We start from the raw sequence: 22,842 nt of genomic DNA, 5'->3' as shown, positions 1-22,842 counted from the left end.
TCAGACCCCGGCGTACGAGTGCAGCCCGGAGACCAGCAGGTTCACCCCGACGAAGTCGAACAGGAACACGAGCCAGCCGACGATCGCGATCGTCGCCGCCGGACGTCCCCGCCAGCCGGCGGTCGCCCGCGCGTGCAGGTAGGCGGCGTACACGACCCAGGTGACCAGCGCCCAGACCTCCTTGGGGTCCCAGCCCCAGTACCGGCCCCACGCGTACTCCGCCCAGATCGGCCCGGCCACCAGGACACCGAAGGTCCACAGCGGGAAGGCGAAGGCGAGCACCTTGTACGCCGTACCGTCCATCGCCTCGGCGCTCGGCAGCCGCTTGAGGGACGGAGACATGATGCCCCCGGCAAGCACCCGGCGCTCGGCGCGGGACTTCACCAGGTAGAGGATCGAGATCAGTGCGCCGACAGTGAACGCGCCGCCGGAGATCGCCGCGGCGGAGACGTGGATGACCAGCCAGTACGAGTGCAGCGCGGGCACGAGCGGGCCGGCCGGCGTGTAGAGGAGCAGCGTCGCCAGGCCCAGCACGGCGGCGATCACCAGCGTGACGCCGAGTCCCAGCCACTGCAGCTTGTAGCGGTGCACGAAGGCGAGGTAGACCACCGCGACCGCCAGCGACGACGTGATGGAGAACTCGTACATGTTGCCCCACGGCACACGCCCCGCCGCGAGACCACGCGTGACCACGCCCGCCAGGTGCAGCACGAAACCGAGCCAGGTGAGCAGCAGACCGACCCGGCTCGCAGCCGCAGCCTTCTCGGCAGCATCCCCGGCACCAGCCCGTACTACGTCGGCCGCCGCGCCACCGGAGCCAGACTCTCCCGCTCCCGCGCCACCGACCGGCGAAGCCGCACCGACCAGCACTTCGGCAGGCTGCTCGGCCGGCGCCGCGGTGGCCGGGGCCTTGGCCGCCCGGCCGGTCGCCCACTCCATCGCGTGCGCCATCATCGCCAGGACGTAGATCACCGTGGCAGTCGGGATGACCAGGTTCGAGACGTGCGCGAAGGTCTCCTGGCTCATGGCTGCTCCTGCTTCTTCTTCAAGACTTCTGCGATGGCTTGGATCTCGGCACCGAGGCCGCGTTCGGGCCCCCGGTCCAGCCCGGCGACCTCGACCACGGTACGCCCGTCCTTCGTTCGCACCCGCACCCAGGTACGCCGGGGGTGGATGAACAGCGAGCCCATCAGGCCGAGGATGGCCAGCGAGATCCCGGCCAGCGCCAGGTTCAGTCCCGGCGTGTGGCTGATCTGCAGCTTCACCCAGCGGCTGTAACCGTCGAAGGTGAGCGAGCCGGCGCCGTTCGGCAGGGTGATGCTCTGGCCGGGGGCGAGCTGGAACCGGAGCTTGTCGCCCTTGCCGTCGCCGAACTGGGTCAGCTTCGACTTGTCCAACTGGTACACCGATTCCGGCTTGCCGTCCTCGGTGGCCGGGCGGCCGTAGTACGCGGTCATCACCAGCGCCGGGTTGAGGTCGTCGGGGAAGACCGACGTCGGTCCGCGCTGGTCGATCACGGCGGTCGGCAGGAAGAAGCCTTCGAAGCCGAGCTGGACCGGTCGGGCATCGGGTGCCTTGACCACGCCGAAGGACGAGAAGTTGCTGTCCTGCGGCAGGAACGGCGACGGTCCGGAGAAGGCGACCTGTCCCTTGCCGTCCTTCACCGTCACCCGCGGCGCGTACCCGTGGCCGAGCAGGTGCACGCTGGTGCCGTCGACCTTGAGCGGATGGTTCACCCGCAGGTCGTACGACTTCTCCGGCGAGTCCGGCGTCTCGGAGTAGGTGATGTTCGCGTTGAACTCGCGGGCGGCCCCGCGCTGTGGGCCGTCGGTCTGGAACTTGGCCTCGAAGTCCTTCACGTCCAGCGTGAACGGCGGTAGGTCGTCGGGCGTGAACACCCGGCCCGGCGTGAAATCGTCGTACTGCGCCACGGTGTTGGCGAATCCCTTGCCCACGACAACCAGAACCGTGCCGCGGTAGCCGAACAACGCGCCCCACGCGACACCGATCAGTGCCAGGATCAAGGAGAAGTGGAAGAGCAGGTTGCCCGCTTCGCGCAGGTAGCCACGCTCGGCGCCGAGCGCACCGTCGTACGACTCGACCCGGAACCGGCGGCGGCGCAGTTCGGTGGCGGCGGCAGCCAGTACGTCGGTGTCGGCGTCGACCTCGAAGCTCTGGTAGCCCTGCAGGCGGTTGAGGTTGCGCGGCGGCTTCGGCGGCCGGGCCCGCAGCGCCTTCAGGTAGACCTGCAGCCGCGGCACCACGCAGCCGATCAGCGAGATGAACAACAGCAGGTAGATCGCCGAGAACCAGGCCGACTTGTAGACCGCGAACAGGCCGAGTTTGTCGTAGAACGGACCGAGTTTGGGATGCGCCTCGAAGAAGTCGGCGACCTTGACCGGGTCGATCGCGGTCTGCGGGATCAGCGATCCGGGCACGGCACCGAGCGCGAGCAGGAAGAGCAGCACCAGGGCCGTCTTCATCGAGGTGAGCTGCCGCCAGGTCCAGCGCAGCCAGCCGAGCAGGCCGAGTGCGGGCGGTTCGCTGGGCGGTTCCTCCGACGGCGCGACCACGCGGTCCTTGATCTCCGTCATCTCAGACCGCCGTCCCGAACTGGGCGACCCATTGCCTCAAGTCGGCGGTCATCGAATCCCATACCCCTGTCAGCAGCAGTAGTCCGACGGCGATCATCAGGACGCCGCCGATCCGGATCACCAGCAACTGGTGCTTGCGCACCCAGGCGACGGCGCCGAGCATCCGCCGGAACGCCAGTGCGGCGATGATGAACGGAAGGCCCAGCCCGAGGCTGAACACGAACGCCAGGGTAGCCCCGCGCGCGGTACTGCCCTCGGTCGTCGCCAACCCCATCACGGTGCCGAGGGTCGGGCCGATACAAGGTGTCCAGCCGAACCCGAACAGCACGCCGAGCAACGGCGCGGCCGCGATCCCGACCGCCGGCACCCGGTGCACGCGCAGATCGCGCTGGAGAAAACCGAACCCACCAAGGAAGATCAGGCCCAGTACGACGGTGCCCGCGCCCAGCACCCGCGTGATCACCGTCTGGTGGTCGATCAAAGCGTTGCCGACGGCACCGAACAGTACGCCGGTCAGGATGAAGACGGCCGAGAAGCCGAGGACGAACAACCCGGTCCCCGCAAGCATCCGGCCGCGCCGCTCCGACCCGAGCTCGGCCGCCGACAGGCCGGTCACATAGGAGAGATAGCCGGGCAGCAGCGGGACCACGCAGGGCGAGAAGAACGAGATCGCGCCGGCCAGGACGGCGATCGGCAACGCGACCAGCATGGAGCCCGTCATCGACTGGGCGAACCACTCACCCATCGCTGATCCTTGCTGCGTTGTCGGTCATCGCGGCGTCACTCAGCGTCCTTCACCATGCCGATGAGGGTGTCCTTGGTGACCGCGCCCAGCACCCGGGCCGCGACCCGGCCCTGCTTGTCGATCACCAGCGTCGACGGGATCGAGCTGGCCGAGATCTTCTGGCCGCGGAACCGCAGCAACTGCTTGCCGTTCGGGTCGTAGATGCTCGGGAACGGGACACCGAACTCCTGGACGAACTTGAGCGGCGGCGCCTTGTCGAGGTCTCGGGTGTTCAGCCCGATGAACTGCACCGACGAACCGAGCTCCCTGGCCGCCGCGCTGAGGTCCGGCGCTTCCTTGCGGCACGGCGGGCACCATGAACCCCACACGTTCAGCACGACGACCTTGCCGGCCTGGTCGGCGAAGTCCCACTCCTTGCCGTCCAGCGTCGTGCCCTTGAAGTCCGGGGCCTTCTCCCGCTTGTCCGGCGCGAACGTGGACACCCGGCCCGACCCGCTGACGAAGCCGGTCTGGCCGCTCCGGTTCTGGCTGGCGTCCTGGCCGGAACTGCAGCCCGTCACAGCCAGCAGCACCGCGGCGGCGAGGAGCGGCGTACGGCGAATCCTGCGCATCACGCGCCGCCCGAGAACTTCTTCGGGTTCTTCACCGGCAACAGATCTTTCGCCGGTTCCGCGTAGCCGACCGAGACGATCGTGTCGCCGTGGAACGTGAACGACGTGAGGCTGGCCAGGCTGCACTGCCGCTTGCGCGGGTCGTGCAGCATCCGGCGGTTCTCGATCGCGGACCGAACGATCCAGATCGGCAACTGGTGGGAGACGATCAGCGCCTCGTGGCCGGCGGCCTTCTCGCGGGCGGTCTCGATCGCATCCCGCATCCGGCGGACGATCTGCTGGTACGGCTCGCCCCAGGACGGTTTCCACGGATTCCGCAGCAGCCACCACGCACTCGGCTGCCGCAGCGCGCCGTCGCCGACGCCGAACTTCTTGCCCTCGAACTGGTTCGCCGCCTCGATCACCCGCTCGTCGATCTCCGGGGTCAGCCCGAACACCTTCGCGATCGGCTCCATCGTCTCCTGCGCCCGCTCCAGCGGCGAGCTGACCAGGTGCACGATGTCGCGGCCGGCCACGTGGTCGGCGACCCGCTCGGCCATCTTGCGGCCGAGCTCGGAGAGGTGGAAGTCGGGGATCCGGCCGTAGAGCACGCCGGTCGGGTTGTGCACCTCGCCGTGACGCATCAGGTGCACGACCGTCGTTTCGGTCACTGAGCCGTTCCCTTTCAGTTCTGTACGGCGGCGGCCGCGCGGGCGGCCGGGGCGAGTGCGGTCTCGAGCGCGGCCAACGCGTCGTCGTCGATCGCCGCACTCACGAACCACGCCTCGAAAGCACTCGGCGGCAGGTAGACGCCGGCCTCCAGCATGGCATGGAAGAAAGCGGCGAACCTTGGCAGCACCTGGGCCCCGGCCCCGGCGAAGTCGCGGATCGGACCGCTTGCCTCCTCCGAGTCCACGAAGAAGACGCTGAAGAGGTTCCCGGCGGCCTGGATGACGTGCGGCACACCCTCCTTGTCCAGGGCGGTCGCGACCAGCCGCTGGATCGTCCGGGAGGTCTCGTCGAGCCTGGCGTAGACGTCGTCGGTCGCCAGCCGCAGCGTGGTCAGGCCGGCCGTGGTGGCGATCGGGTTCCCGGACAGGGTGCCCGCCTGGTAGACCGAGCCCTCCGGCGCGAGGTGGCTCATGATGTCGGCGCGCCCGCCGAACGCGGCGGCCGGGAAACCGCCGCCCATCACCTTGCCGAACGTCATCAGGTCCGGCACGACGCCGTCGACGCCGTACCAACCGGACCGGGTGATCCGGAAGCCGGTCATCACCTCGTCGGAGATGAACAGCGCGCCGTTGTCCTTGCAGGTCCTGGCGAGGAAGGCGTTGAAGTTGTCGAGCGGCGGGACGACGCCCATGTTGCCGGGCGAGGCCTCGGTGATCACGGCGGCGATCTGGTCGCCGTACTGCGCGAAGGCGGCGCTCACGGCGGCCTGGTCGTTGTACGGCAGCACGATCGTGTCGGCCGTGGTGGCCTCGGTGACTCCCGGCGTACCGGGGATGCCGAGGGTGATCACGCCGGAGCCCGCCTGGGCCAGCAGCGCGTCGACGTGACCGTGGTAGCAACCGGCGAACTTCACGATCTTGTCCCGGCCGGTCGCCCCCCTGGCCAGGCGCAGCGCCGACATGGTCGCCTCGGTGCCCGAGGACACCAGGCGCACCTTGTCCACCGGCGTACGGGCCACGATCTCTTCTCCGAGCTCGACCTCGGCCTGGGTCGGTGTCCCGTACGACGTGCCGCGGCTGACCGCCGCTTGGACGGCGGCCGTCACCTCGGGGTGGGCGTGGCCCAGCAACATCGGGCCCCAGGAGCAGACCAGGTCCAGGTAGGTGTTGCCGTCCACATCGGTGATGTGACATCCGTCACCGGAGGCCATGAAACGCGGCACGCCGCCGACGGCCCGGAAGGCCCGCACCGGCGAATTCACTCCCCCCGGGGTGACGGCGGAGGCTCGCTCGAACAGGCTGGCGGAAAGTTCGGTCTGATTCGACACGGCCGCCATTCTCCCCGACAGACCAGTGCGCCAGGTGGGCGGGGACGGACTCGATTCGCTGTCAGTAGCGATCAGGGGCTTCACTTGTGCGTTGTTACGCGCCAGTATGGGTACCCGGGTGACCGCCCGAGCACTGTCAGCGTCCGCTCGTAACCCCACGCACGGGACGGACGTTAGACGAAGTGACGGACGGCGGCCGGGACCGAAGACAAGACGTGTCCGCAGCGTGGGGGCGGGGCAGGTCGATGAGTCACGGAGGGGATCATCGATGGCGAAGGGCAAGCGTCGCGCCATGAGCAGTGGGTGGCGCCAGATGGCGCCGCTGGTGCCGCTGGCGTTGTTCGCGTGCGCGTTCACCGTCAGCGCCACGGACGATCCGGCGGTCGCGACGGCGGCACTGGGCCAGGGGCTCGGCAAGAACAGCCCGGTGGTGGTGCCGAACCAGGCGATCGCCGACCCGGCCAACATCCCCGTCCCGGGCAAGGTCGGCAACGGCGTCGACCCGGGTGAGCAGCCGACCCAGGTGATCGGCGGGCTGTCCCGCAACGGCATCCCGACCGCGGCCCTGAAGGCGTACTCGCGGGCCCAGCAGGTGATGACCCAGGTCGACCCGTCCTGCAAGCTGCCGTGGACCCTGGTGGCCGCGATCGGCCGGGTCGAGTCGAACCACGGCCGCTTCGGCGGCAACGCGCTGACCACCAGCGGCGTCGCCGTGCCGGGCATCTACGGCCCCCGGCTGGACGGCTCCAGTACGGCGCGGATCAGCGACACCGACGCCGGCAAGCTCGACGGTGACGCCGCCTTCGACCGGGCGGTCGGGCCGATGCAGTTCATCCCGGGCACCTGGCGGTCGGTCGGTGTCGACGGGGACGGCGACGGCGTCAAGAACCCGCAGGACATCGACGACGCGGCCATGTCGACCGCGGTCTACCTGTGCTCGGGTGACACCAACCTGTCCGACCCGAGCGACCTGAACAAGGCCGTCCTGCGCTACAACCACTCCCAGTCGTATGTCGACCTGGTGGTCAGCATCGCCAAGGCGTACGCCGGTGGCAGCTGGATCGCGGTCGGCAACGGCACCGAGAGCGACGGCCAGGGCGTGGACACGGCCGGCGACCAGATCGGCGACCAGACCATCGACGCCCCGGCCGACAACAACCTGCCCCAGGCGATCGATCTGCCGGTCTACCCGGGTGGCGTCAAGCCGACCCCGACCACCACGCAGGACGGTGGCGACCGGCCGACGACGAGCCCGACCAGGAAGCCCGGCAGCACGACGACGACCACGCCGAGCAAGCCGGGCAGCACCACGAAGCCGACGACCAAGCCGACGACGCCCCCGAAGACCACGCCACCTCCGACGACGACCCCGACCAAGCCGGGCGTCGCCACCCTGCAGACGGCTGCCGGGCTGATCGTGGGCACGGTCGGCAGCACGCTGACCCAGCTCACCCACGCCACGACGTACTGCCAGTCGGAGCTGTCGAAGGTCACCATCACCCACCCGACCCAGGAGCAGTTGCAGAAGTGCGTGACGGCCTACCAGACCGGCGGCACCGCCGCGGTCGACCAGGCGATCCGCAACATCCTGTCCCTGCTGGGTCTGCTCGGCCTGCTCGGTGGAGGCATCCTCGGGCACTGATCACCCACTGACCACCCCTGACCGGCGCGCCTGCCCCCACCCCTCCCTCGGCGCGCCAGTGGCGACGCCACGGAGCACCTCCCCCCGGCTTCGTGGCGTCGCCCTTTTCATGGTCAAGCGCTTACTTGAACTTCTCTCATTTTCCGGCCGGCCAAGCGTTCTCGATGGTCTGGCGGACCGAGTTGCCGAGCAGATCGACGGCGGTGACCCGAAGGCTGACGGCGGCCGCGGCGGCCGGGATCCGGTTGCCGACACCGAGTCGCTGCCACGTCTTACCGTCGTACGAGATTTCCGCCGTGGTCCTGAACCAGCCCGGGCCGTGCGCACCGGGTTGGTAGCCGGGCTCGAGGATCAGCCGGTGACCTTGTCGCTGGATGTCCACCTGCACGAGCGGCAACACCGCCCTGGACTTCGTCGGCAGTGAGAGGAAATGCCAGTCCATGTGCGTGGTGGTCGAGGTCTTCGCCCAGCTGTCCGGGGAGCGCTTCACGTCCAGGCTCAGGTCGTACCACGCGGTCTTCGCCGGCACCGGGAACTGCGCCACCGACCAGTCTTTGCTGCCCAGCTCCTTGCCGTTGCTGCTGAGCTTGAGCAGCGTCTCGTCACCCCGGTCTCCCCAGCCGTACACGGTCCGATCGCCGTTGACGTACTGCGGAATCGCCACTCGCACCGCGTTCTCGAACCGGGCAACCGGCAGCCCCTCGGTCTCGCTCCCGGTCGCCGCCGGAATCGCCGGCCGTGCGATCGACGACCACCAGTCGCGGGTGACAGTCTCGTTCGGCCGATAGCTTCTCGGCAGGCTGTACTCGAAGCCGCTCTCGTTCCACTCCCCTGCTGACGTCTTCTCGTCCCACCTGACCCCCGGTACGTCGCTCGCCAGGTAATCCGTGCGCTTCACCGGCCCGGTCACCGCCCGGGTCGCCGTCATCCCCGTCGCCAGTCCGGGCAGGTGAGCCACCCGCTGATCGGTATGCAGGAACCAGGCGTCGTTGCGTTGGAAGTCAGTGGTCACCGCAGCCGGTCGCATCCGGGCGAAGTCGTACACCAACGGTCCCCGAACCACTGACGGCCCGATCGCGAGGTCGTACCGGTAGGTGCTGTCGAGCAATCCGTTCAACCGCAGGGCGACCGGCCTCTGCTTCAGCAGGTCGAGAAGCTTCTGCCCCTCAGGCTGACGAAGCAGATAGAGCGGAAGACCGACATCGGCACCGTCGCTCCAGAAGCCGGGCTGGTCGTTGTACATGAACACCGCCTTGGCGCCGGCGTCCTTCGCCGCCTGCACCTGCTCGCGGGTGAGATCCCAGTCGCGCCAGCGAATCAGCGCCACCTTGCCCTTCGCGCCTTGCAGTTCGGCCGGCGTTCCGTCGCCGGCGTCGACCAGCGACAGTTCTTCGTTGCCGACGTAGACGGTCCGGTCCGATCCTTCGTCCGGTGTCGGCAACCGGAGACCACCCGGACCGGTGACGTCGACGGTCAGCTTGGGCTGGGCCAGATCCCAGCGCTGGACGACCTGGAACGAGCCGTTCTTCACCTTGCCGAAGTTCTGCACGTAGATGCCGTTGGCAACTTCTTTGCCGAATCCCCAGCCCTGCACGGCATCCCGGCCGGCGACCTTGCGATGCCAGGCGATCCCGACGCTGTGCGCATCCGCTCGCTGCGGGGTCCGCACCGTCACCTTGTTCGCCTTGCGCGCATCGAAAGTGAAGGTGCGGTCACTGTCGACGGATGCTTCCGGATCACCGAGCAGCGTGACGGAGTTGGTCCAGCCGATCTCGTCGCCGCCCATCACGAAGGCCATCACGCTGTACCGCCCGGTCGGCACGTCGAGCGTGCGACTGCCGGTCTCGTCGAACACGATCGCGTCCACACCGCCGGTGTCCAGGTTCCACAACTGCACTCCACTCGCTCCGTACGGCGTGGGTGCCGCAGGCTTGCCGGAGCGGTCGAGCGCCTTCACGGTCACCCTGTTCAGCCGGCCGCCCGCTGCGAATCCGAGCCCCGTCCGGTACGCCGTACTGCCTGCCCTGGCGAGGAGAACACCGGAGTACTTGGCCGGGCTCGTCTTCTTCTGATCGAGGGTCACTGTGGCCGACGCTGTGCCGCCGGGCCGGATGGTCAGACTCGACGGGGTGACCTTGACGGCTGCGTGGACACCTGCTGGGGAGGTCGCGTCGACAGTCAGCTTGATGGTCACCGACTTCTGAGAGTTGTTGCTATAGGCCACTTTCTGGCTGACCGGTGGCGGTGCGGTCCCGGTCCAGGACAGGTTGCCGAAGAACAGGTTCGCGGTGTCCGGCAGGATCGCCGGTTCGAGTGCCTTCGGGATGTCGATGCGTCCCAGCCCTTGCTGCACAGGGGTTGCGCCCTGGCTCGGTACTGCGGTTGCCGCCAGCGCCGCCTTCAATTGCTCGCCGGTCCAGCTCGGATGGCGCTGCGCGAGAATCGCGGCCGCTCCGGCGACGTGGGGCGTTGCCATCGAAGTACCGCTCATTGCTGTGTAGTACTCGCCGAGTTCGTGACCTTCTGCGGTTCCGGCGGCGCGCGCCGCGGCGATCTCGACCCCCGGCGCGGTGACTTCGGGTTTCAGGGCACCGTCGCCGAGTCGGGGTCCGCGGCTGGAGAACGGTGCGAGCTTGTCGTCGCGGTCCACTGCGCCGACGGTCAACGCGGCCGCGGCAGCGCCCGGCGTACCGACTGTCTCCTCGGCGCCGGAGTTGCCTGCGGCAACTACGAAGAGAGCGTCGCTGGACGCGGAGAGCCGGTCGACGGCCTCGGACATCGGGTCGGTGCCGTCGGAGGGCATCCCGCCGAGGCTCATGCTGATCACCTTGGCGCCTTGCTGGACGGCCCATTCCATCCCGGCGATGGCTTCGGAGTCGAGGCCGCCGCCGCTGTTGTCGAGCACCTTGCCGATCAGGAGCTTGGCGCCCGGAGCGACACCTTTGCGCTTGCCGGCTGACGCCGTACCGAGGCCGGCCACGATCGACGCGGTGTGCGTGCCGTGGCCGTGGCCGTCCTGGACGGCCTCGTCGGGGACGAAGCTTCGTGATTCGACGACCTGCTTGGCGAGGTCCGGGTGGTTCGCGTCGTAGCCGGTGTCGAGGACGGCGACCTTGACACCCTTGCCGTCGTACCCGGCGCGCCAGGCCGTCGGGGCACCGATCTGTTTCGTCGACCGGTCGAGGGTCGCGTGGGTCCGGCCGTCGAGCCAGATCTTGCCGACCGCGCTACGAAGGCTGGTGCTCTGGATGCCGCTCCAGAAGTCCTTGGTCTTGGTTTTGGCGACGGTGACCGCGGTGGTGCCGAGACTGGTCAGCGTACGGCGGGTCGTCGCGGCCGGCGGTGCGACGGGAGCCTTCGCCGTACTGCGTGCCGTGGCGGGCGCGGCGAGCAGCATCGGCAGGCTGTCGGTGCTGGCGTCGTCGTAGCCGTCCGCTACCAGTTCGGTCAGGTTGAACAGGCGACTGTCGAGGCGGCCGCTGACCAGCAGGGGGTAGGCCGCGGCCGGTACGAGGGTCAACTCGTTCTTGACGTCACTGAGGTAATAGTTGCCGCCGTCGACCAGCCTCGCGGAGCGCTGTCCGTCAGCGGTGGTCGTCAACTCGGCGACGTCGCCGGTGACGAGCGTGATCCGGTGCGTACTCGCGCCGGGCGTCGAATGGATGGTGGCGCCTGCGCTTGGTGGCGTGGCGCCAGGTGGAGTCACCGCTTGAGCTGGGACGGCGGCCGACGCCAGCAGGGCGCCGACCGTCACTGCCCAGGACAGGGTGACGGCGAAACGTGACGACCTCACAGGGGAACCTCCCGAGGCCCCGTCGGGCGCGAGGCCATCGGTCCGACCCTGGCAGTTGCCCCCGGCCACGGTCCATCGATTCACCTGGCCTACATCCGCCATGACCGATACCAGTCAGGACCGGACAAAAGCCCGGCCCGCCGCCCCGTTTCGGTTGGGTCGACGGGCCAACTTTTTCAGCTGGTTCAGGCGAAGCGCTTGGCGATCTGCTCCATCCGGGTGACCAGGTCCAGGTCGTAGGCGACACCGGGGACGTAGAAGATGATGTAGTCCGCGCCGGCTTCGAGGGCGGCCTCGACCTTGCCGGCGATCTCGTCCTCCGTCGCGATCAGGTTGTCCTTGGAGAACCGCTCCCAGTCCATCGGCCCGAGCGCCTTCTCGGTCGCCCGCTTCGGGTCGTCGCCCTTGTCGATCGGGAACGCGTTGATCCCGGTCGACTTGATGATCTCGTCGTAGTCGCGCCCGATCGTCTCGCAGTGCCCCTTGAGGATGGCCGCCTTCTCCTTGATCACCTCGGGGTTGCCACCACCGATGTTCGCCGCGTCGCCGTACTTCGCGACGAGCTTCAGCGTGACGTTCGGACCGCCGCCGCCGATCCACAGACTCGGGTGCGGCTTGCGCACGCCCTTCGGCTCGTTGATCGGCTTGTCGATCGAGTAGTACTTGCCGTTGAAGACCGGCTCGTCCTCGGTCCACATCTTGTAGATGATCTCGGTGGCCTCGCGGAACGCGCCCATCCGGTCCTTGAGCTCGGGCCACTCGTAGCCGTAGGCCTTCCACTCGTGCTCGTACCAGCCCGCGCCGATTCCGGCGTACAGGCGGCCGTGGCTCGCGACGTCGACGGTGGAGGCGATCTTGGCGTACAGCGCGGGGTTGCGGTACCCGTTGCAGCCGACCATCTGGCCGATGTTCACCCGCTTGGTGTCCCGCGCCAGCGCGGCCGTGGTGGTCCAGCACTCGAAGGTGCTCTCCGTGCTCGGGTCCGGCACCGTGTGGAAGTGGTCGAACAGCCAGATCGAGTCCCACGACCCCTCGTCCGCCTTCTTGGCGACCGCGGTCATCGCCTCCCACTGCTCGACGGGGTCACTGAATCCCGCCAGATCCATCTTCCAGCCCTGCGGCACGAACATGCCGAATCGTGTTGTCATACCACCCATCCAACCGGCCCACCCCTGAACCGGTCCAGCACTCCACCCACTGAATCCCTTCTCAATTCCCCAACCATTTCTTCTTAATCGCCCGTACTCCGGCGTGCGTCGCCCATCCGGGCGCGCCGCCGGCGGTGTCACGCCGGTCGATGACATGTGTCATCTCGGACTGTCCACATCGTCACCTACCGGCAGAGCTGTCGGCAGTGAAGGCTGGTGGTCAGCGCCCGGGGTACAGCCTGGTCAATCCCCCGGCGAACCCGGCACACGACGACAGGAGAAATGACTATGGCGATTCAGCGGATGGACAACGTCGGTATCGTCCTGGCGGACCTCGACGCTGCGGTCGCGTTCTTCAAGGAACTCGGCCTCGAACTCGAAGGCCAAGGACAGGTCGAGGGCTCCTGGGTGGACCGCTGTGTCGGACTCGACGGCGTCCGCTGCGACATCGCGATGATGCGCACCCCGGACGGTCACAGCCGGCTGGAGCTGGCGAGCTACCGCTCCCCCGAGGCCCTCGCCGCCACACCGCCGAGCCCGCCGCACAACACGATCGGCATGCATCGCGTCATGTTCGCTGTCGACGACATCGAGGACGTCGTCACCCGGCTGCGCCCGCACGGTGCCGAGCTCGTCGGAGAGATCACGCAGTACGAGGACAGCATCCGGCTCTGCTACGTCCGTGGGCCCGAAGGCATCATCGTCGGCCTGGCCCAGCAGCTCGGCTGATGCCGGCCGGATCCGGAAACCAAGTGAAAGGGATGACCATGCAAGCGAACGAGATCGCCGAGGTGCTGAACCGGCCGACCAGCCAGGACCTGCTGGCACGCGACGTGACCCGAGTGGCCTACGTCGCCAAGGACGGCACGCCCCGCAACGTACCGATCGCGTTCGTCTGGAACGGCTCGGAAATCGTCATGTGCACCACGAAGAACGCGCCGAAACTCACAGCGCTCCGCACCAACCCGATGGTCGCCCTGACCATCGACACCGAGGTCCACCCGCCCAAGATCCTGCTCATCCGCGGCCGCGCCGAACTGGACTACACCGACGGCATCCCGGCCGAGTACCTCGAAGCGAACACCACCTACGAGATGACCGCCGAACAACGTGTCGAGTGGGAGGCCGAGGTCCGTTCGCTCTACGTCGACGGCATGGTCCGGATCGTCGTCACCCCCACCTGGGCCAAACTCATCGACTTCGAGACCACCCTCCCCACCCCGGTCGAAGAACTGGTGAAACGCCGCCAGGAACGCCAATCCGCCTGAAGCCGTCGCCCTTCGCCAGTCGACCTGGTCGGCTTGGTGTGGTCAGCGTTTCCAGACCGTGCCTTGCGGTCTCGGCCGATCCACTGTTGCATGGCGACGACTTGTTCAGTGGCGCCCAGCTCGCGTTCCAGGAGCCAGTAGGCGAGGTCTATCCCGGCCAGCCAGCCGCTGCCGCAGGTGATCAGGTCGCCGTCGTCGACGATGCGGGCGTCGACGACTTCGGCCCACTCGGCCAGCCACTCGTAGTCCGTCCGGTGGGTGGTCGCCGGGCGGCCGGTGAGGAGGCCGGCTGTCGCGGGATTACGCCTCGGTCGATCTCCTCCCGGATCCAGCCGCCGGACACCGCGAGCACCCGCGCCGACGATGGATCCCACGGCACGAGATCCGCGTACTTCGTGCCGTAGCAACCCGTTACCTCGGTCGCGCCGTCGGCTGTCACCAACGCCGCTTCCACCGGCAGCCCGCGACGCCGGGCGTTCGCGAACACGGCGTACGTCGCCAGCGCGTCCACTTCGGCAAAACCGTCGAAAGCCAGCACGTCGATTCGCATGGAGTTCAGCCTGCCTGCCCACCAAGCGCCCGAGGAGTGGCTTGAAAGACGCTGTTCGTTAGATTCGAGCCATGCGGATCGTTGCGGTACTCGCTCCCGACGGGGCGGTCGGAGTGAAATTGGCCGGCGCCTGCCAGGTGTTCGCGGCGGCGTACGACCCGGCCGGCGGAGATCCCCTGTACGACGTACGCGTCTGCGACCGACGTGGCTCGCCGGCTGGTGATGGCGCCGCATCGCGACGGTGGCCAAGCGCAGTACCTGACCGCGCCTTTCGTCGGCGGCGACGAAGGCTCCCTCGAACCTGTGATGCGCTGGATGCAGGAGCATCTGACGGAACCGCTCACCGTCGCCTCGATCGCCGGGCAGGCCGCGATGAGTACGCGAACCCTCAGCCGTCAGTTCCGTGCCCAGACAGGCAGTACTCCCGTTGCAGTGGCTGATCCGCCTTCGGATTCACCGGGCCCAGGAACTGTTGGAGACCACCGAACTCACAGTCGACCAGATCGCGACGGCCAGCGGCTTCGGCAGCCCCGTTCTTCTCCGCCAGCACTTCACCAAGACGTTGGCCACGACGCCGACGGCCTACCGCCGCACCTTCGCGACGGTGGGCCGGTCGGTTTGAGTACTACGCGTCGAGGGTGGTCAGGAGCTTCTCCAGGGCAGCGCGCGTCATCGGCTTGGTCAACAGGTCCACGGTCTCGCGGTCGGCGAAGGTGGCGTGGTCGGGGTCCGCGGGGGTGATGGCTTCGCAGACGGTGTTGTAGGTCCAGTTGAGGTACCCGGTCACCGCGATGGAGAAGGACGCCAAACTCAGTTGCGGCCAATGGCCGGCTGCGTCGGCGTACCCGTCGCGGAACGCCGCGACCGTCTTGTGGTTGATCGTGGGTCGCAGCGCCCAATGGGTGAGCGCCGAGCCGAGTTCGAGCTCGGGAGTCAGCGAACCGGCGAAGTCCCACTCGGTGACGATCAGTTCGCCGTTGTGCCCGGTGCGGACGTGCTCGGGGATCAGGTTGCAGTTGCAGAGGATGATCGCCTCGCTGTCGATCTCGGCGTCGATCGCCCGAAGCTCGTACAGCGTCGGCAGGACCCTGGTCAGCTGCTCAGCCCACGGCTTCCCGGCTCCAGAGGCCCGCTCGACCAGCCGCTCCCAGTCCGCATCGGACCCACGCCGCGTGAGATACGGATTGACGGGCGCAGTACTCGGAATCGCCAAGGAATGCAGGGTTCCGTACGTCGAACCGATGCCTCGGGCAACTGTCAGTGGGGTCGGAGCCACCGGCGACGGCCCGACCTGGATCCATTCGTGCACCCGCCAGTTCTGGCCCTGCACGGATTCGATCAGCCGGCCCTCAGGACTGCGCACCGGAGTGGGCGCACCGATGCCGGCGGCAACAGCCGCATCACGAAGCTGCGCGCCGAGTTCGGCCTGCGCCTCGACGATCCACGGATAAACGGTGACGGCCAGCCAGCGACCGCGATCGGTACTGAGCGACCAGCAACGACCCATCGGAGTGAAGGCGACAGGCACCGCAGGCTTGCTGATACGCCCTAGACCGAAGCTCGCCGCCAGCGCATCGGCAAGTCCCTCGGGTGCGACGGGCAACTCGGCGGCTCGCCGCTCGGCCTCGGACTTGAGTGCATGCCAGTCCCGCATCCCGTACTCCGCGGCCAGCGCCAACTGGGCATCGGCAAGCGAGGCATCAGGACTCGATTCGCGAAGCGCGGCCAGCAGATCCTTGGCCTCTTTGCGAAGGAACCCGAGACTGGGCTTATCAGGCAGAAATCTCACAGCGCGTCCTCTCGCGCCCGGACTCGCACGGGCCACAAGGGAGCTGTGGACTCCACTTCGACCGTTGACCAAGCGGGGGTGGCTTCCAGCCTTCCGGCGAGTCTCGACGCGGCCCCTGCCACGTTGCCGACGACGCTACCCGCGGCCCGACTGCCTGGTCAACAACGGCTCCTGCACCGAACCACCCGGCCGTCAGCGGCGTCGTACCCGGTCGAGTGGTGCCACCGAGGAGGAACGATCATCAAGCCGACACACCTTCGACCGAGCAAGTTCGACGAGCTGTACGCCGACGCCGCACCGCTGATCGCGAGCGGGCGTCACCGTCGTGACACGGTGCCCGAGGAAGGCGGCCGGTGGCCGGTCAGCGTCGTACTGCGGCCGGCCGCGGGCGGGGTACTCAGCCAGAACCTCGACGCACTGACCCGCGAGGCCGCGGATCTCGCGGGACCGGGCCATTGGCACACCGGCCAACCGGGGTCCGCCCATCTCACGGTCCGTGCACTCGAGTGGTACCGGGCGATCGTCGACCCGGAAGAACCTGCGATCCACCGCTACCGAGCCGCGATGGAGCGCGCGGCCGCCGAGTGCGGACCTGCCCGGATCGAGGTCGTCGGACTCACGCTGACCGACAGGACCGTGATGGCTGCCGCCGTAGCGCTCGACGACCAGGTGGACCTCTTCCTGGATCGACTGGCCGAGGAACTCGGCACGGATGCCTGGCTCGAACTCCCCTACGGCCGCCGCGACATCTGGTACGTGAACCTGATCCACTTCACCACGGACATCGCCGAGCCGGCCGCTCTGATCGACTGGATCGCGGCGCATCGTGAACACTCCCTCGGCGCCGAGACAATCGCCGCTGCCGAGCTCGTCCGCTTCCACCACGCCGCACACTCCGAGCGCCCTTACATGCGCCCGGAGCTCCTCGCCCGGACGCCTTTCAGCAGTTCACCAGGTCGCCCCGGCCCGCCTCGGCAACAGGTCCACAGCACCTACGACGAGACGGAACCGGAGCGCGCCTGACTACCTCGTGAAGGCGGCGAAGGCGGCGTACTGGCTGGTCGGGGTGGCAGCGATGAGGCCGCCGACCCAGAGCCGTCCATTGGCCGCCGACACGGTGGCGACGGTGCCGCTGCCGGTGACCGGGCTCTTCGCCTTGACGAACCTGCCGCCCCGGTAGTCGAGGACGTACGGGTGCGAGGTGATGATGTTTCCCGAGCTCGTGAAGCTCTCACCGCCTGCGACCGGACGGCCCTTCCAGAGCGCCACGTCGTACAGCTGCGCAGATCCACTCGGGGTAGGCACGCTCTTCCAGGACACCCCGTCGTAGTGCATGGCCAGCGGCGTCTCGCCCTCGGGTCCGCCCTTGTGCCCCACGCCGACCAGCCAGATGTCCTTCGGGCCGGCCGCCGCGAGCGCGGTCGGAATCTTGGAGCCGTCCTCGGGCAGGGCATCGACCAGCTTCCAGCTCTTGCCGTCGAAGTGGGCGAGACCGGGGTTCATGCCGATCCAGGCGTCGTTTCTGGAGATGACCGTCAGGGTGTTGCCGTTGATGGCGCCTTCCAGCCCGGTGTTCAGCGCCTGCCACTTGCCGGCGACGTACCGGTAGACGACGGCCGGCTCCTCCGTGCCGATCCTGGCCCAGCCGGTCACCCACGGCGTGCCGTCCGGACCGATCTTGACCTCGTCGAACGAGCCGGTCGGCACGGCAGGTGCGGGGACGACCTTCCACGCGGTGCCGTTCCAGTGCATCACCAGCGGCTTCGGCTGCTCGGGATCGGCGCGGTCCTCGCCGACGGCCCAGACGTCGTTGGCGCCGGCGACCGCGATGCGCTGCAACGCCGAGTTCGTGTGCATCGGCTGCGGGGTCTTCTTCCACTGGCCGCCGACCCAGTGCAGGATGAACGGGCGCTGCACCATGAAGTCGTCGACCAGATCGCTGCCCACCGCCCACGTTCCGGCCGGTTTCGCATCGATGTCGTTGATGACGGACGGCCCGCTCCTGGTCGGTGTCGGCGTCCAGTTCAGCGGCTCGAGCGGTTGTGCCGCGGCGAAGGCGGAGCCGGTCACGATCGTGACCGCGGCGAGTGCCGCGACGGCGGATGTTCGGGCTCGGGCCTTCAGTTGCGTCACAGCGGATCCTCCAGGTCAGGCGTCCTGTGCGAATCACAGAGACATCTCAGACCTTTTGACGCCGTGCACCCGGCCTGCCGTCACACCCGTACCTGCCGGATCCGAAGAACTACTCCGGCCGGGGGCCCAAAACCCCGGCCGAAGTAGTTCGACGGGTCAGCGGGCGCTCAGTACGCCGGCTCCGAAGGCGGCTCCGTCGCGATGAACGGCTCTGGCCGCCAGGATCGCGTTCAGCAGAACCGGAGCGATCCGGCCGCCGAACTCCTGACGCGTGAGAGCCGCTATGCCGACCGCACTCGGCGCCGACGCCGAAGTACCGAAGAAGCGGCATTGTCCTTGCACCGCGGTCGGACAAGTACCTGAGCCGAACGGCCCGACGCCACTCACCGAGACACCGTCCGAAGCCACCCAGTACGGCGCGGGGAAGCTGACCGGCAACGATCCGGAGACGCCCTTGCACGGACCGGGCTTACCGCCCGGGCAGCGGGTGGTGGTGACGATCTGGGTCGGACCGGCCGCGGAGTATGCCTCGAGCGGGGTCGTCGCCGGATCGACGGAGACGCTGGCGTTGACGGCGCCGGCGCTGGTGGCGAAGCCGAGGTAGTTGGAGTCCGGGTTCATCGAACCGGCCCGCTCCGGCGGGTCGATCGTCTGTACGCCGGCCGACAGCGCGCGCCAGCGCAGATCGAGCACCGGCGGCTTCTTCGCCGACGAAGTGCCCTGGACATCCACGACCAGCTTGGCGGGCTGCGCCACACCGCTCGTGTTCTCGTAGATGAACTGCTCGATGGTGTCGCCGACACCGTCAGCCTGAACGTTGGCGCTGGAAGCCAGGCATTGGGTTCCACTGGCATCCATCAGGTACAGGTTGAGATCGGTGAATCCGCCCTGACCCGCGGTCGGGAACACCGCCCGCGGCTCACTCCACTGCAGAGTCGGCATGACGGTCGCCCCCGGCAGCAGATTGAGGTTGTACGTCGTGTCGTCGCCGCGCAGCTTCACCACGTTGTCGGGTGCGTTCGGGCAGCCGGTGAAGGGTCCGACCGCGCCGTCCGGCCCGCTGCCGGTCCCGACCGCGGTGACTCGCGGGGCGTGCCGCCCACCGAGGTTGCCGGCCGACGAACTGACGAAGATGCCGTGCTTGGCGAGCCCCTCCGCGGTGGCGGCGCCGATGCCCTGCTGGAACGCGGGGTCGTCGTCCAGCGCGATGTCTTCGGCGATCATCGTCACGCCGGCGTTGGCCAGGACGTGGAACGCCTCGACGTAGTCGGCCGTCGTGTCCCTGGTGCTGGCGAAGGCGAGCTTCGCCTGCGGCGCGAGGTCGTGGATGATCTCCAGCATCGCGGTGCCTTCGTCATCGTCGTAGTCACCCTGCCGCAGTACCTGGACATCGGCCGGCAGTTCGCCCTGGGCCACCGACTCGGCCAGGTGGTCGACGTCGCCGGAGATCGCGCCGATCTTCTGCCCGCGCCCGGTCAATCCGCGCGCCTGGGCGACATCGGCCTTGTGCAACTGCAGACCCTCGGTGGTGACCGGCCCGACGTCGACGGCCGGCCGCAGCGACGGTCGCATCGCCGTCACCCAGCCGAGGCCGGCGACCGCGTCGAGCTTGTCGTACGGCACCGAGGTCGAAAGCAGGCCGGTGCTCGGCAAGTCGGCGCCGGCCACCTGCTTGAAGTCAGCGGAGTTCTTCAACACAGAGACGCCGAGCGAGGCCAAGGATGCCTCTTGCTCCGCGGTCACCGGCGCAGCGGAGTACAGCTGTACTCCGATCCGCCCACCGCTGTCGACACCGAGCGACCGGGCCTGCGGCGTGGCCGACCTGGCCTTCGCCGCCGCGGCCGCGACCTTGGCGCTGTCACGCAACAGCGAGGGGACCTTGGACGGGCTGTGCTTCGCGGCATCGGCGCTCGGCGCGGCCGACGCGGGTTGGACAGCGGCGGCAACCACCGCCGGGACGATGAGCAGCACACTGCCCAACGCGTACGAAAGCTTCCTCACAGTTCCTCCCAGTGCGTTCCGGAGGACCAACGCCGACGGGCATCGGCCGACGGGTGAGACAGCAACCGTGAGCGGACCCCCCACCCCACGCCCCACCCGAGCCCAACACTCACCCACCCCACCCGCCCTGTCCAGCCCCACCCCCAACAACAGGGGAATCCCTGCACAACACCCCCCAGCTATTTCGCGCCACCAAAGCCCGCCCCGTTACGCCGACCCGCTTCGCGCCACCCGCCCCCGATCGCCGCTCCTCCGCGGGTGCTGGCTGTCTATGGCTGGCGCAAACGCACCTTTTATCGCAGTACCAGGGCATGTCAGTGGGATCTGTCGGCGCGGCATCGCCGCCTTCGGACCGGCTATCGTCCGGCGTCATGGAGATCTTTCTGATCGGCGGCGGGCGCGCCGCCCGGGCTGCCCACGAACCGTTCGTCCGGGCCTGCGGCAACGGCCCGATCGTGGCCTACGCGCTCGACGACGACGAGCTCGACATCGCCAGGTGGGAAACAACCCTGAAGGACGCCGGCGCCGCCGAAGTCACCGTAGTACCGGTGTCCCCAACCCGCCCGCCGCGTCCCGCCGACCTGACCGACGCGGCCGGCGTCTACGTCGCCGGCGGCCTGACCCCGGCGTACCGCGACATTCTCGTCGACGCCGGCACCGACTGGCTCGACGCGGCCCGCGCCAACGACCTGCCGTACTGCGGTTTCTCAGCCGGCTCCGCCATCGCAGCAGAGCAGGCCCTCGTCGGCGGCTGGCAAACGTTGTACGGCAACCAAACCCTCGACGTCTGCGACTCCGACCTCGCCGAAGACCTCGACCACCTGACGGTCCTCCCCGGCCTCGGCCTGGTCCCCTTCATCGTCGACATCCACGCCGCCCAATGGGGCACCCTCTACCGCCTGACCCACGCAGTCCTGGCCACCGGCCGCGAAGGCTGGGCCATCGACGAAAACACCGTCCTCACCCTCTCCCCCAACACCACCCCCACCATCCACGGCCCCGGCGCCGCCACCCACGTCCGCCGCACCGGCCCTTCCTCCACCACCGTCACGGTCTTCACCGCTTAACCCTCGTCCGCCGACCCGCTTCGCGCCTCCTACGTCGACGCTCAACCCACCCGCCCCACCCCGCCGCTCCTCCGTCGCGGCTCCCCGCCGGTGCGGGCTGTCTATGGCTGGCGTAAAAACGCAGAGGCCAACCACGGACTTCAGGGGCACCGAACGGGACAGGTTTCGGCCAGAGCCGAGATCTCTCGCGGGACAACAACGTCTCGCCCGGACGTGGCGCCACCGCGATTGCAGCCTTTAGCGCAGAGAGCGCGAGGACTTCGTCAGTGGCCGTCAACTGCAACTGGCCAGGTTGTGAAGGCTAGGTAGGCGCGGCTCTGCCTCGTCGGCCAGTTCACAGCAGGACCTCGAGAGCATGCCGCAAAGGCCCGCTGGCTCGAGGTAGGCGATTTGCCAGGTCGAGCAGTTCGCCAGGCTGACTGCCGGGTCGCCTCAACCAACGTCTGAGCGCCTCGTAGCCGAGCTCGTGGCCTTCGAGGCCTCGGGTTCTGAACGCGTCGACGATGCTGCGCTCGGCCGAGTAGATGCCGATCGAGGTGGTCTCGTCGAGTTCGACGGAGCCTCTTCCGAGCTCGAAGGTTGCCGCGTCGAACGAATGCCATTGAATCGGCGCGTTGATCGCCGGGCGCCGAGTTCCGCGCGGTATCGCGATGTCGTTGGTCGCCGGAATCGCATCCGTCAGACCGTGACGAGCCAGGGCTGTTGTCAGACAAAGCGTGGCGAGCGGCGCCTTCCGGGCCGCCGCGATGAGGTCAAGATCAGCCGCAGGGGCGTCGCGCTTGCGATACAGCCCTCTGGCAAGCGGTTCGATCGAGCCATGGTTACGCAGCGTATAGAGTTGCCTACGGCTCAGCCCGGAGGTTCTCGCTCGGGCAGCCGTGAAGGTGTCCGGTAGGTCTGCCGTTGCCCGCCTTCTTGCGGTCGCCGCCATCCGTCAGCCTCCCCTCGCCGTGGGACTAAGTGTACACAGATAAAGTTATCTGTAGACGGTTAGTCCCGCCTTGTCTCCCGCGCACGACTAGGACGGGTGCGCGGGGATTCCCTGCGACCGGCGGGTGGACCGTCGACAGCGGCAGCCTTTGACGATCGTGCCGGACGCGACGCCTTTCGAGCGGCGACGGAGGAGCCGCGACCCGGGCGGGCGGGAGCCGGGCGACGCAGGAGCCGGCGTGGGGAATCTGTCACCGAGCAGGCGACGCAGGAGCCGCGACCCCGGGCGGGCGGGAGCCGGCGACGGAGGAGCCTGCGTGGGGGATCTGCGGAGTGAGAGCGCTCTAGTTCCGGAACCGGTGGGGTCTTGACCGGGGGGCGGGGAGGGCTGAGAGTCGGGCGCGACGCGGGCGTGCGGCTCGCGCTGCAACTGAGGAGTCGCCCATGCTCAGGTGGACTGCCATCCATCCCCGACGAACCTGCTCACCCTCGCCGGCCGGGCGGTTGAGCACGGCTGGACGATCCGGTCGGCCCGGTCGGCGTACGGCTGGACGATCCGGTCGGCCCGGTCGGCGTACGGCGTTGATCGCTGC

General features: G+C 68.4%; 19 protein-coding genes and 1 pseudogene. 7 read left to right on the top strand and 13 right to left on the bottom strand.

What is annotated here, in order from left to right:
* From ccsB to hemL, 6 genes are read right to left on the bottom strand one after another with little or no spacing between them, the layout of a single operon-like run.
* Positions 1-1,026 carry a c-type cytochrome biogenesis protein CcsB gene (gene ccsB / locus EV138_RS21075; RefSeq protein ID WP_133980567.1) on the bottom strand — a complete coding sequence of 342 codons (1,026 nt, stop codon included), beginning with the start codon at positions 1,024-1,026 and terminating at the stop codon, positions 1-3.
* On the bottom strand, positions 1,023-2,594 hold the full coding sequence (gene resB / locus EV138_RS21070; protein WP_133980566.1) for a cytochrome c biogenesis protein ResB: 1,572 nt from the start codon (positions 2,592-2,594) through the stop codon (positions 1,023-1,025). Before resB ends, ccsB begins: the two co-directional genes overlap by 4 nt.
* Position 2,595: 1 nt before the next feature.
* Positions 2,596-3,339, bottom strand: a complete 744-nt coding sequence (locus tag EV138_RS21065; protein WP_133980565.1) for a cytochrome c biogenesis CcdA family protein — start codon at positions 3,337-3,339, stop codon at positions 2,596-2,598.
* 35 nt (positions 3,340-3,374) lie between these two features.
* On the bottom strand, positions 3,375-3,950 hold the full coding sequence (locus EV138_RS21060) for a TlpA family protein disulfide reductase (protein WP_133982038.1): 576 nt from the start codon (positions 3,948-3,950) through the stop codon (positions 3,375-3,377).
* A complete protein-coding gene (locus tag EV138_RS21055; protein WP_238158439.1) occupies positions 3,950-4,573 on the bottom strand; it encodes a histidine phosphatase family protein in 624 nt (207 codons plus the stop codon). Before EV138_RS21055 ends, EV138_RS21060 begins: the two co-directional genes overlap by 1 nt.
* Before the next feature lie 41 nt (positions 4,574-4,614).
* The gene (gene hemL, locus EV138_RS21050) at positions 4,615-5,937 is read right to left on the bottom strand and encodes a glutamate-1-semialdehyde 2,1-aminomutase (RefSeq protein WP_133980563.1); all 1,323 of its coding nucleotides are present in this window, start codon (positions 5,935-5,937) and stop codon (positions 4,615-4,617) included.
* A 259-nt stretch (positions 5,938-6,196) separates the two neighbouring features.
* Between hemL and EV138_RS21045 the strand changes: the two genes are divergently transcribed.
* Positions 6,197-7,570 (top strand): lytic murein transglycosylase, encoded by a 1,374-nt coding sequence (locus EV138_RS21045; protein WP_133980562.1) that lies wholly within the window; start codon positions 6,197-6,199, stop codon positions 7,568-7,570.
* A 136-nt stretch (positions 7,571-7,706) separates the two neighbouring features.
* Here EV138_RS21045 and EV138_RS21040 read toward each other — a convergent pair whose 3' ends face one another.
* A complete protein-coding gene (locus EV138_RS21040) occupies positions 7,707-11,363 on the bottom strand; it encodes a S8 family peptidase (protein WP_133980561.1) in 3,657 nt (1,218 codons plus the stop codon).
* 185 nt (positions 11,364-11,548) lie between these two features.
* Positions 11,549-12,511, bottom strand: coding sequence for an LLM class F420-dependent oxidoreductase (locus EV138_RS21035; RefSeq protein WP_133980560.1), 963 nt, complete (start codon positions 12,509-12,511; stop codon positions 11,549-11,551).
* Between the two features lie 288 nt (positions 12,512-12,799).
* Between EV138_RS21035 and EV138_RS21030 the strand changes: the two genes are divergently transcribed.
* Together EV138_RS21030 and EV138_RS21025 are read left to right on the top strand one after the other, a co-directional pair.
* Positions 12,800-13,240, top strand: a complete 441-nt coding sequence (locus EV138_RS21030) for a VOC family protein (protein WP_133980559.1) — start codon at positions 12,800-12,802, stop codon at positions 13,238-13,240.
* Between the two features lie 32 nt (positions 13,241-13,272).
* Positions 13,273-13,779 (top strand): pyridoxamine 5'-phosphate oxidase family protein, encoded by a 507-nt coding sequence (locus EV138_RS21025; protein WP_238158267.1) that lies wholly within the window; start codon positions 13,273-13,275, stop codon positions 13,777-13,779.
* A 181-nt stretch (positions 13,780-13,960) separates the two neighbouring features.
* Here EV138_RS21025 and EV138_RS21020 read toward each other — a convergent pair whose 3' ends face one another.
* Positions 13,961-14,329 carry a hypothetical protein gene (locus EV138_RS21020; RefSeq protein ID WP_166678648.1) on the bottom strand — a complete coding sequence of 123 codons (369 nt, stop codon included), beginning with the start codon at positions 14,327-14,329 and terminating at the stop codon, positions 13,961-13,963.
* Between the two features lie 222 nt (positions 14,330-14,551).
* On the opposite strand from EV138_RS21020, the pseudogene EV138_RS38620 reads away from it, so the two are divergent.
* Together EV138_RS38620 and EV138_RS38130 are read left to right on the top strand one after the other, a co-directional pair.
* Positions 14,552-14,707: pseudogene (locus EV138_RS38620) on the top strand (AraC family transcriptional regulator); the annotation flags it as partial.
* Positions 14,708-14,732: 25 nt separating this feature from the next.
* A complete protein-coding gene (locus tag EV138_RS38130; protein ID WP_238158266.1) occupies positions 14,733-14,951 on the top strand; it encodes a helix-turn-helix domain-containing protein in 219 nt (72 codons plus the stop codon).
* A gap of 3 nt (positions 14,952-14,954) precedes the next feature.
* Here the strand turns inward: EV138_RS38130 and EV138_RS21010 are convergent, their stop codons facing one another.
* Positions 14,955-16,118: an aminoglycoside phosphotransferase/kinase family protein gene (locus EV138_RS21010; protein WP_133980558.1), complete on the bottom strand. Its 1,164-nt coding sequence runs from the start codon at positions 16,116-16,118 to the stop codon at positions 14,955-14,957.
* Positions 16,119-16,196: 78 nt separating this feature from the next.
* On the opposite strand from EV138_RS21010, the gene EV138_RS21005 reads away from it, so the two are divergent.
* The gene (locus EV138_RS21005; RefSeq protein WP_133980557.1) at positions 16,197-17,141 is read left to right on the top strand and encodes a hypothetical protein; all 945 of its coding nucleotides are present in this window, start codon (positions 16,197-16,199) and stop codon (positions 17,139-17,141) included.
* On the opposite strand, the gene EV138_RS21000 is transcribed toward EV138_RS21005, so the two are convergent.
* Both EV138_RS21000 and EV138_RS20995 read right to left on the bottom strand, forming a co-directional pair.
* Positions 17,142-18,251 (bottom strand): hypothetical protein, encoded by a 1,110-nt coding sequence (locus EV138_RS21000; protein WP_133980556.1) that lies wholly within the window; start codon positions 18,249-18,251, stop codon positions 17,142-17,144.
* A 156-nt stretch (positions 18,252-18,407) separates the two neighbouring features.
* Positions 18,408-20,252 (bottom strand): S8/S53 family peptidase, encoded by a 1,845-nt coding sequence (locus EV138_RS20995; protein ID WP_133980555.1) that lies wholly within the window; start codon positions 20,250-20,252, stop codon positions 18,408-18,410.
* Positions 20,253-20,623: 371 nt separating this feature from the next.
* Here EV138_RS20995 and EV138_RS20990 point away from each other — a divergent pair, with 371 nt between their 5' ends.
* Positions 20,624-21,319 (top strand): Type 1 glutamine amidotransferase-like domain-containing protein, encoded by a 696-nt coding sequence (locus EV138_RS20990; protein WP_166678647.1) that lies wholly within the window; start codon positions 20,624-20,626, stop codon positions 21,317-21,319.
* Positions 21,320-21,653: 334 nt separating this feature from the next.
* Here the strand turns inward: EV138_RS20990 and EV138_RS20985 are convergent, their stop codons facing one another.
* On the bottom strand, positions 21,654-22,250 hold the full coding sequence (locus EV138_RS20985; RefSeq protein WP_133980553.1) for a type IV toxin-antitoxin system AbiEi family antitoxin domain-containing protein: 597 nt from the start codon (positions 22,248-22,250) through the stop codon (positions 21,654-21,656).
* Positions 22,251-22,842: the final 592 nt, after the last annotated feature.

The organism is Kribbella voronezhensis, assembly GCF_004365175.1.
Lineage (GTDB): Bacteria > Actinomycetota > Actinomycetes > Propionibacteriales > Kribbellaceae > Kribbella > Kribbella voronezhensis.
The sequence above is the reverse complement of the archived record's forward strand: the minus strand, read 5'-3'. Positions and strand labels throughout refer to the sequence as shown.

Coding starts and splice junctions, on each gene's coding strand:
- ccsB (WP_133980567.1), bottom strand. CDS start 1,026: ATGAGCCAGGAGACCTTCGCGCACGTCTCGAACCTGGTCATCCCGACT.
- resB (WP_133980566.1), bottom strand. CDS start 2,594: ATGACGGAGATCAAGGACCGCGTGGTCGCGCCGTCGGAGGAACCGCCC.
- EV138_RS21065 (WP_133980565.1), bottom strand. CDS start 3,339: ATGGGTGAGTGGTTCGCCCAGTCGATGACGGGCTCCATGCTGGTCGCG.
- EV138_RS21060 (WP_133982038.1), bottom strand. CDS start 3,950: ATGCGCAGGATTCGCCGTACGCCGCTCCTCGCCGCCGCGGTGCTGCTG.
- EV138_RS21055 (WP_238158439.1), bottom strand. CDS start 4,573: ATGCGTCACGGCGAGGTGCACAACCCGACCGGCGTGCTCTACGGCCGG.
- hemL (WP_133980563.1), bottom strand. CDS start 5,937: ATGGCGGCCGTGTCGAATCAGACCGAACTTTCCGCCAGCCTGTTCGAG.
- EV138_RS21045 (WP_133980562.1), top strand. CDS start 6,197: ATGGCGAAGGGCAAGCGTCGCGCCATGAGCAGTGGGTGGCGCCAGATG.
- EV138_RS21035 (WP_133980560.1), bottom strand. CDS start 12,511: ATGACAACACGATTCGGCATGTTCGTGCCGCAGGGCTGGAAGATGGAT.
- EV138_RS21030 (WP_133980559.1), top strand. CDS start 12,800: ATGGCGATTCAGCGGATGGACAACGTCGGTATCGTCCTGGCGGACCTC.
- EV138_RS21025 (WP_238158267.1), top strand. CDS start 13,273: ATGACCATGCAAGCGAACGAGATCGCCGAGGTGCTGAACCGGCCGACC.
- EV138_RS21020 (WP_166678648.1), bottom strand. CDS start 14,329: ATGCGAATCGACGTGCTGGCTTTCGACGGTTTTGCCGAAGTGGACGCG.
- EV138_RS20990 (WP_166678647.1), top strand. CDS start 20,624: ATGGAGATCTTTCTGATCGGCGGCGGGCGCGCCGCCCGGGCTGCCCAC.
- EV138_RS20985 (WP_133980553.1), bottom strand. CDS start 22,250: ATGGCGGCGACCGCAAGAAGGCGGGCAACGGCAGACCTACCGGACACC.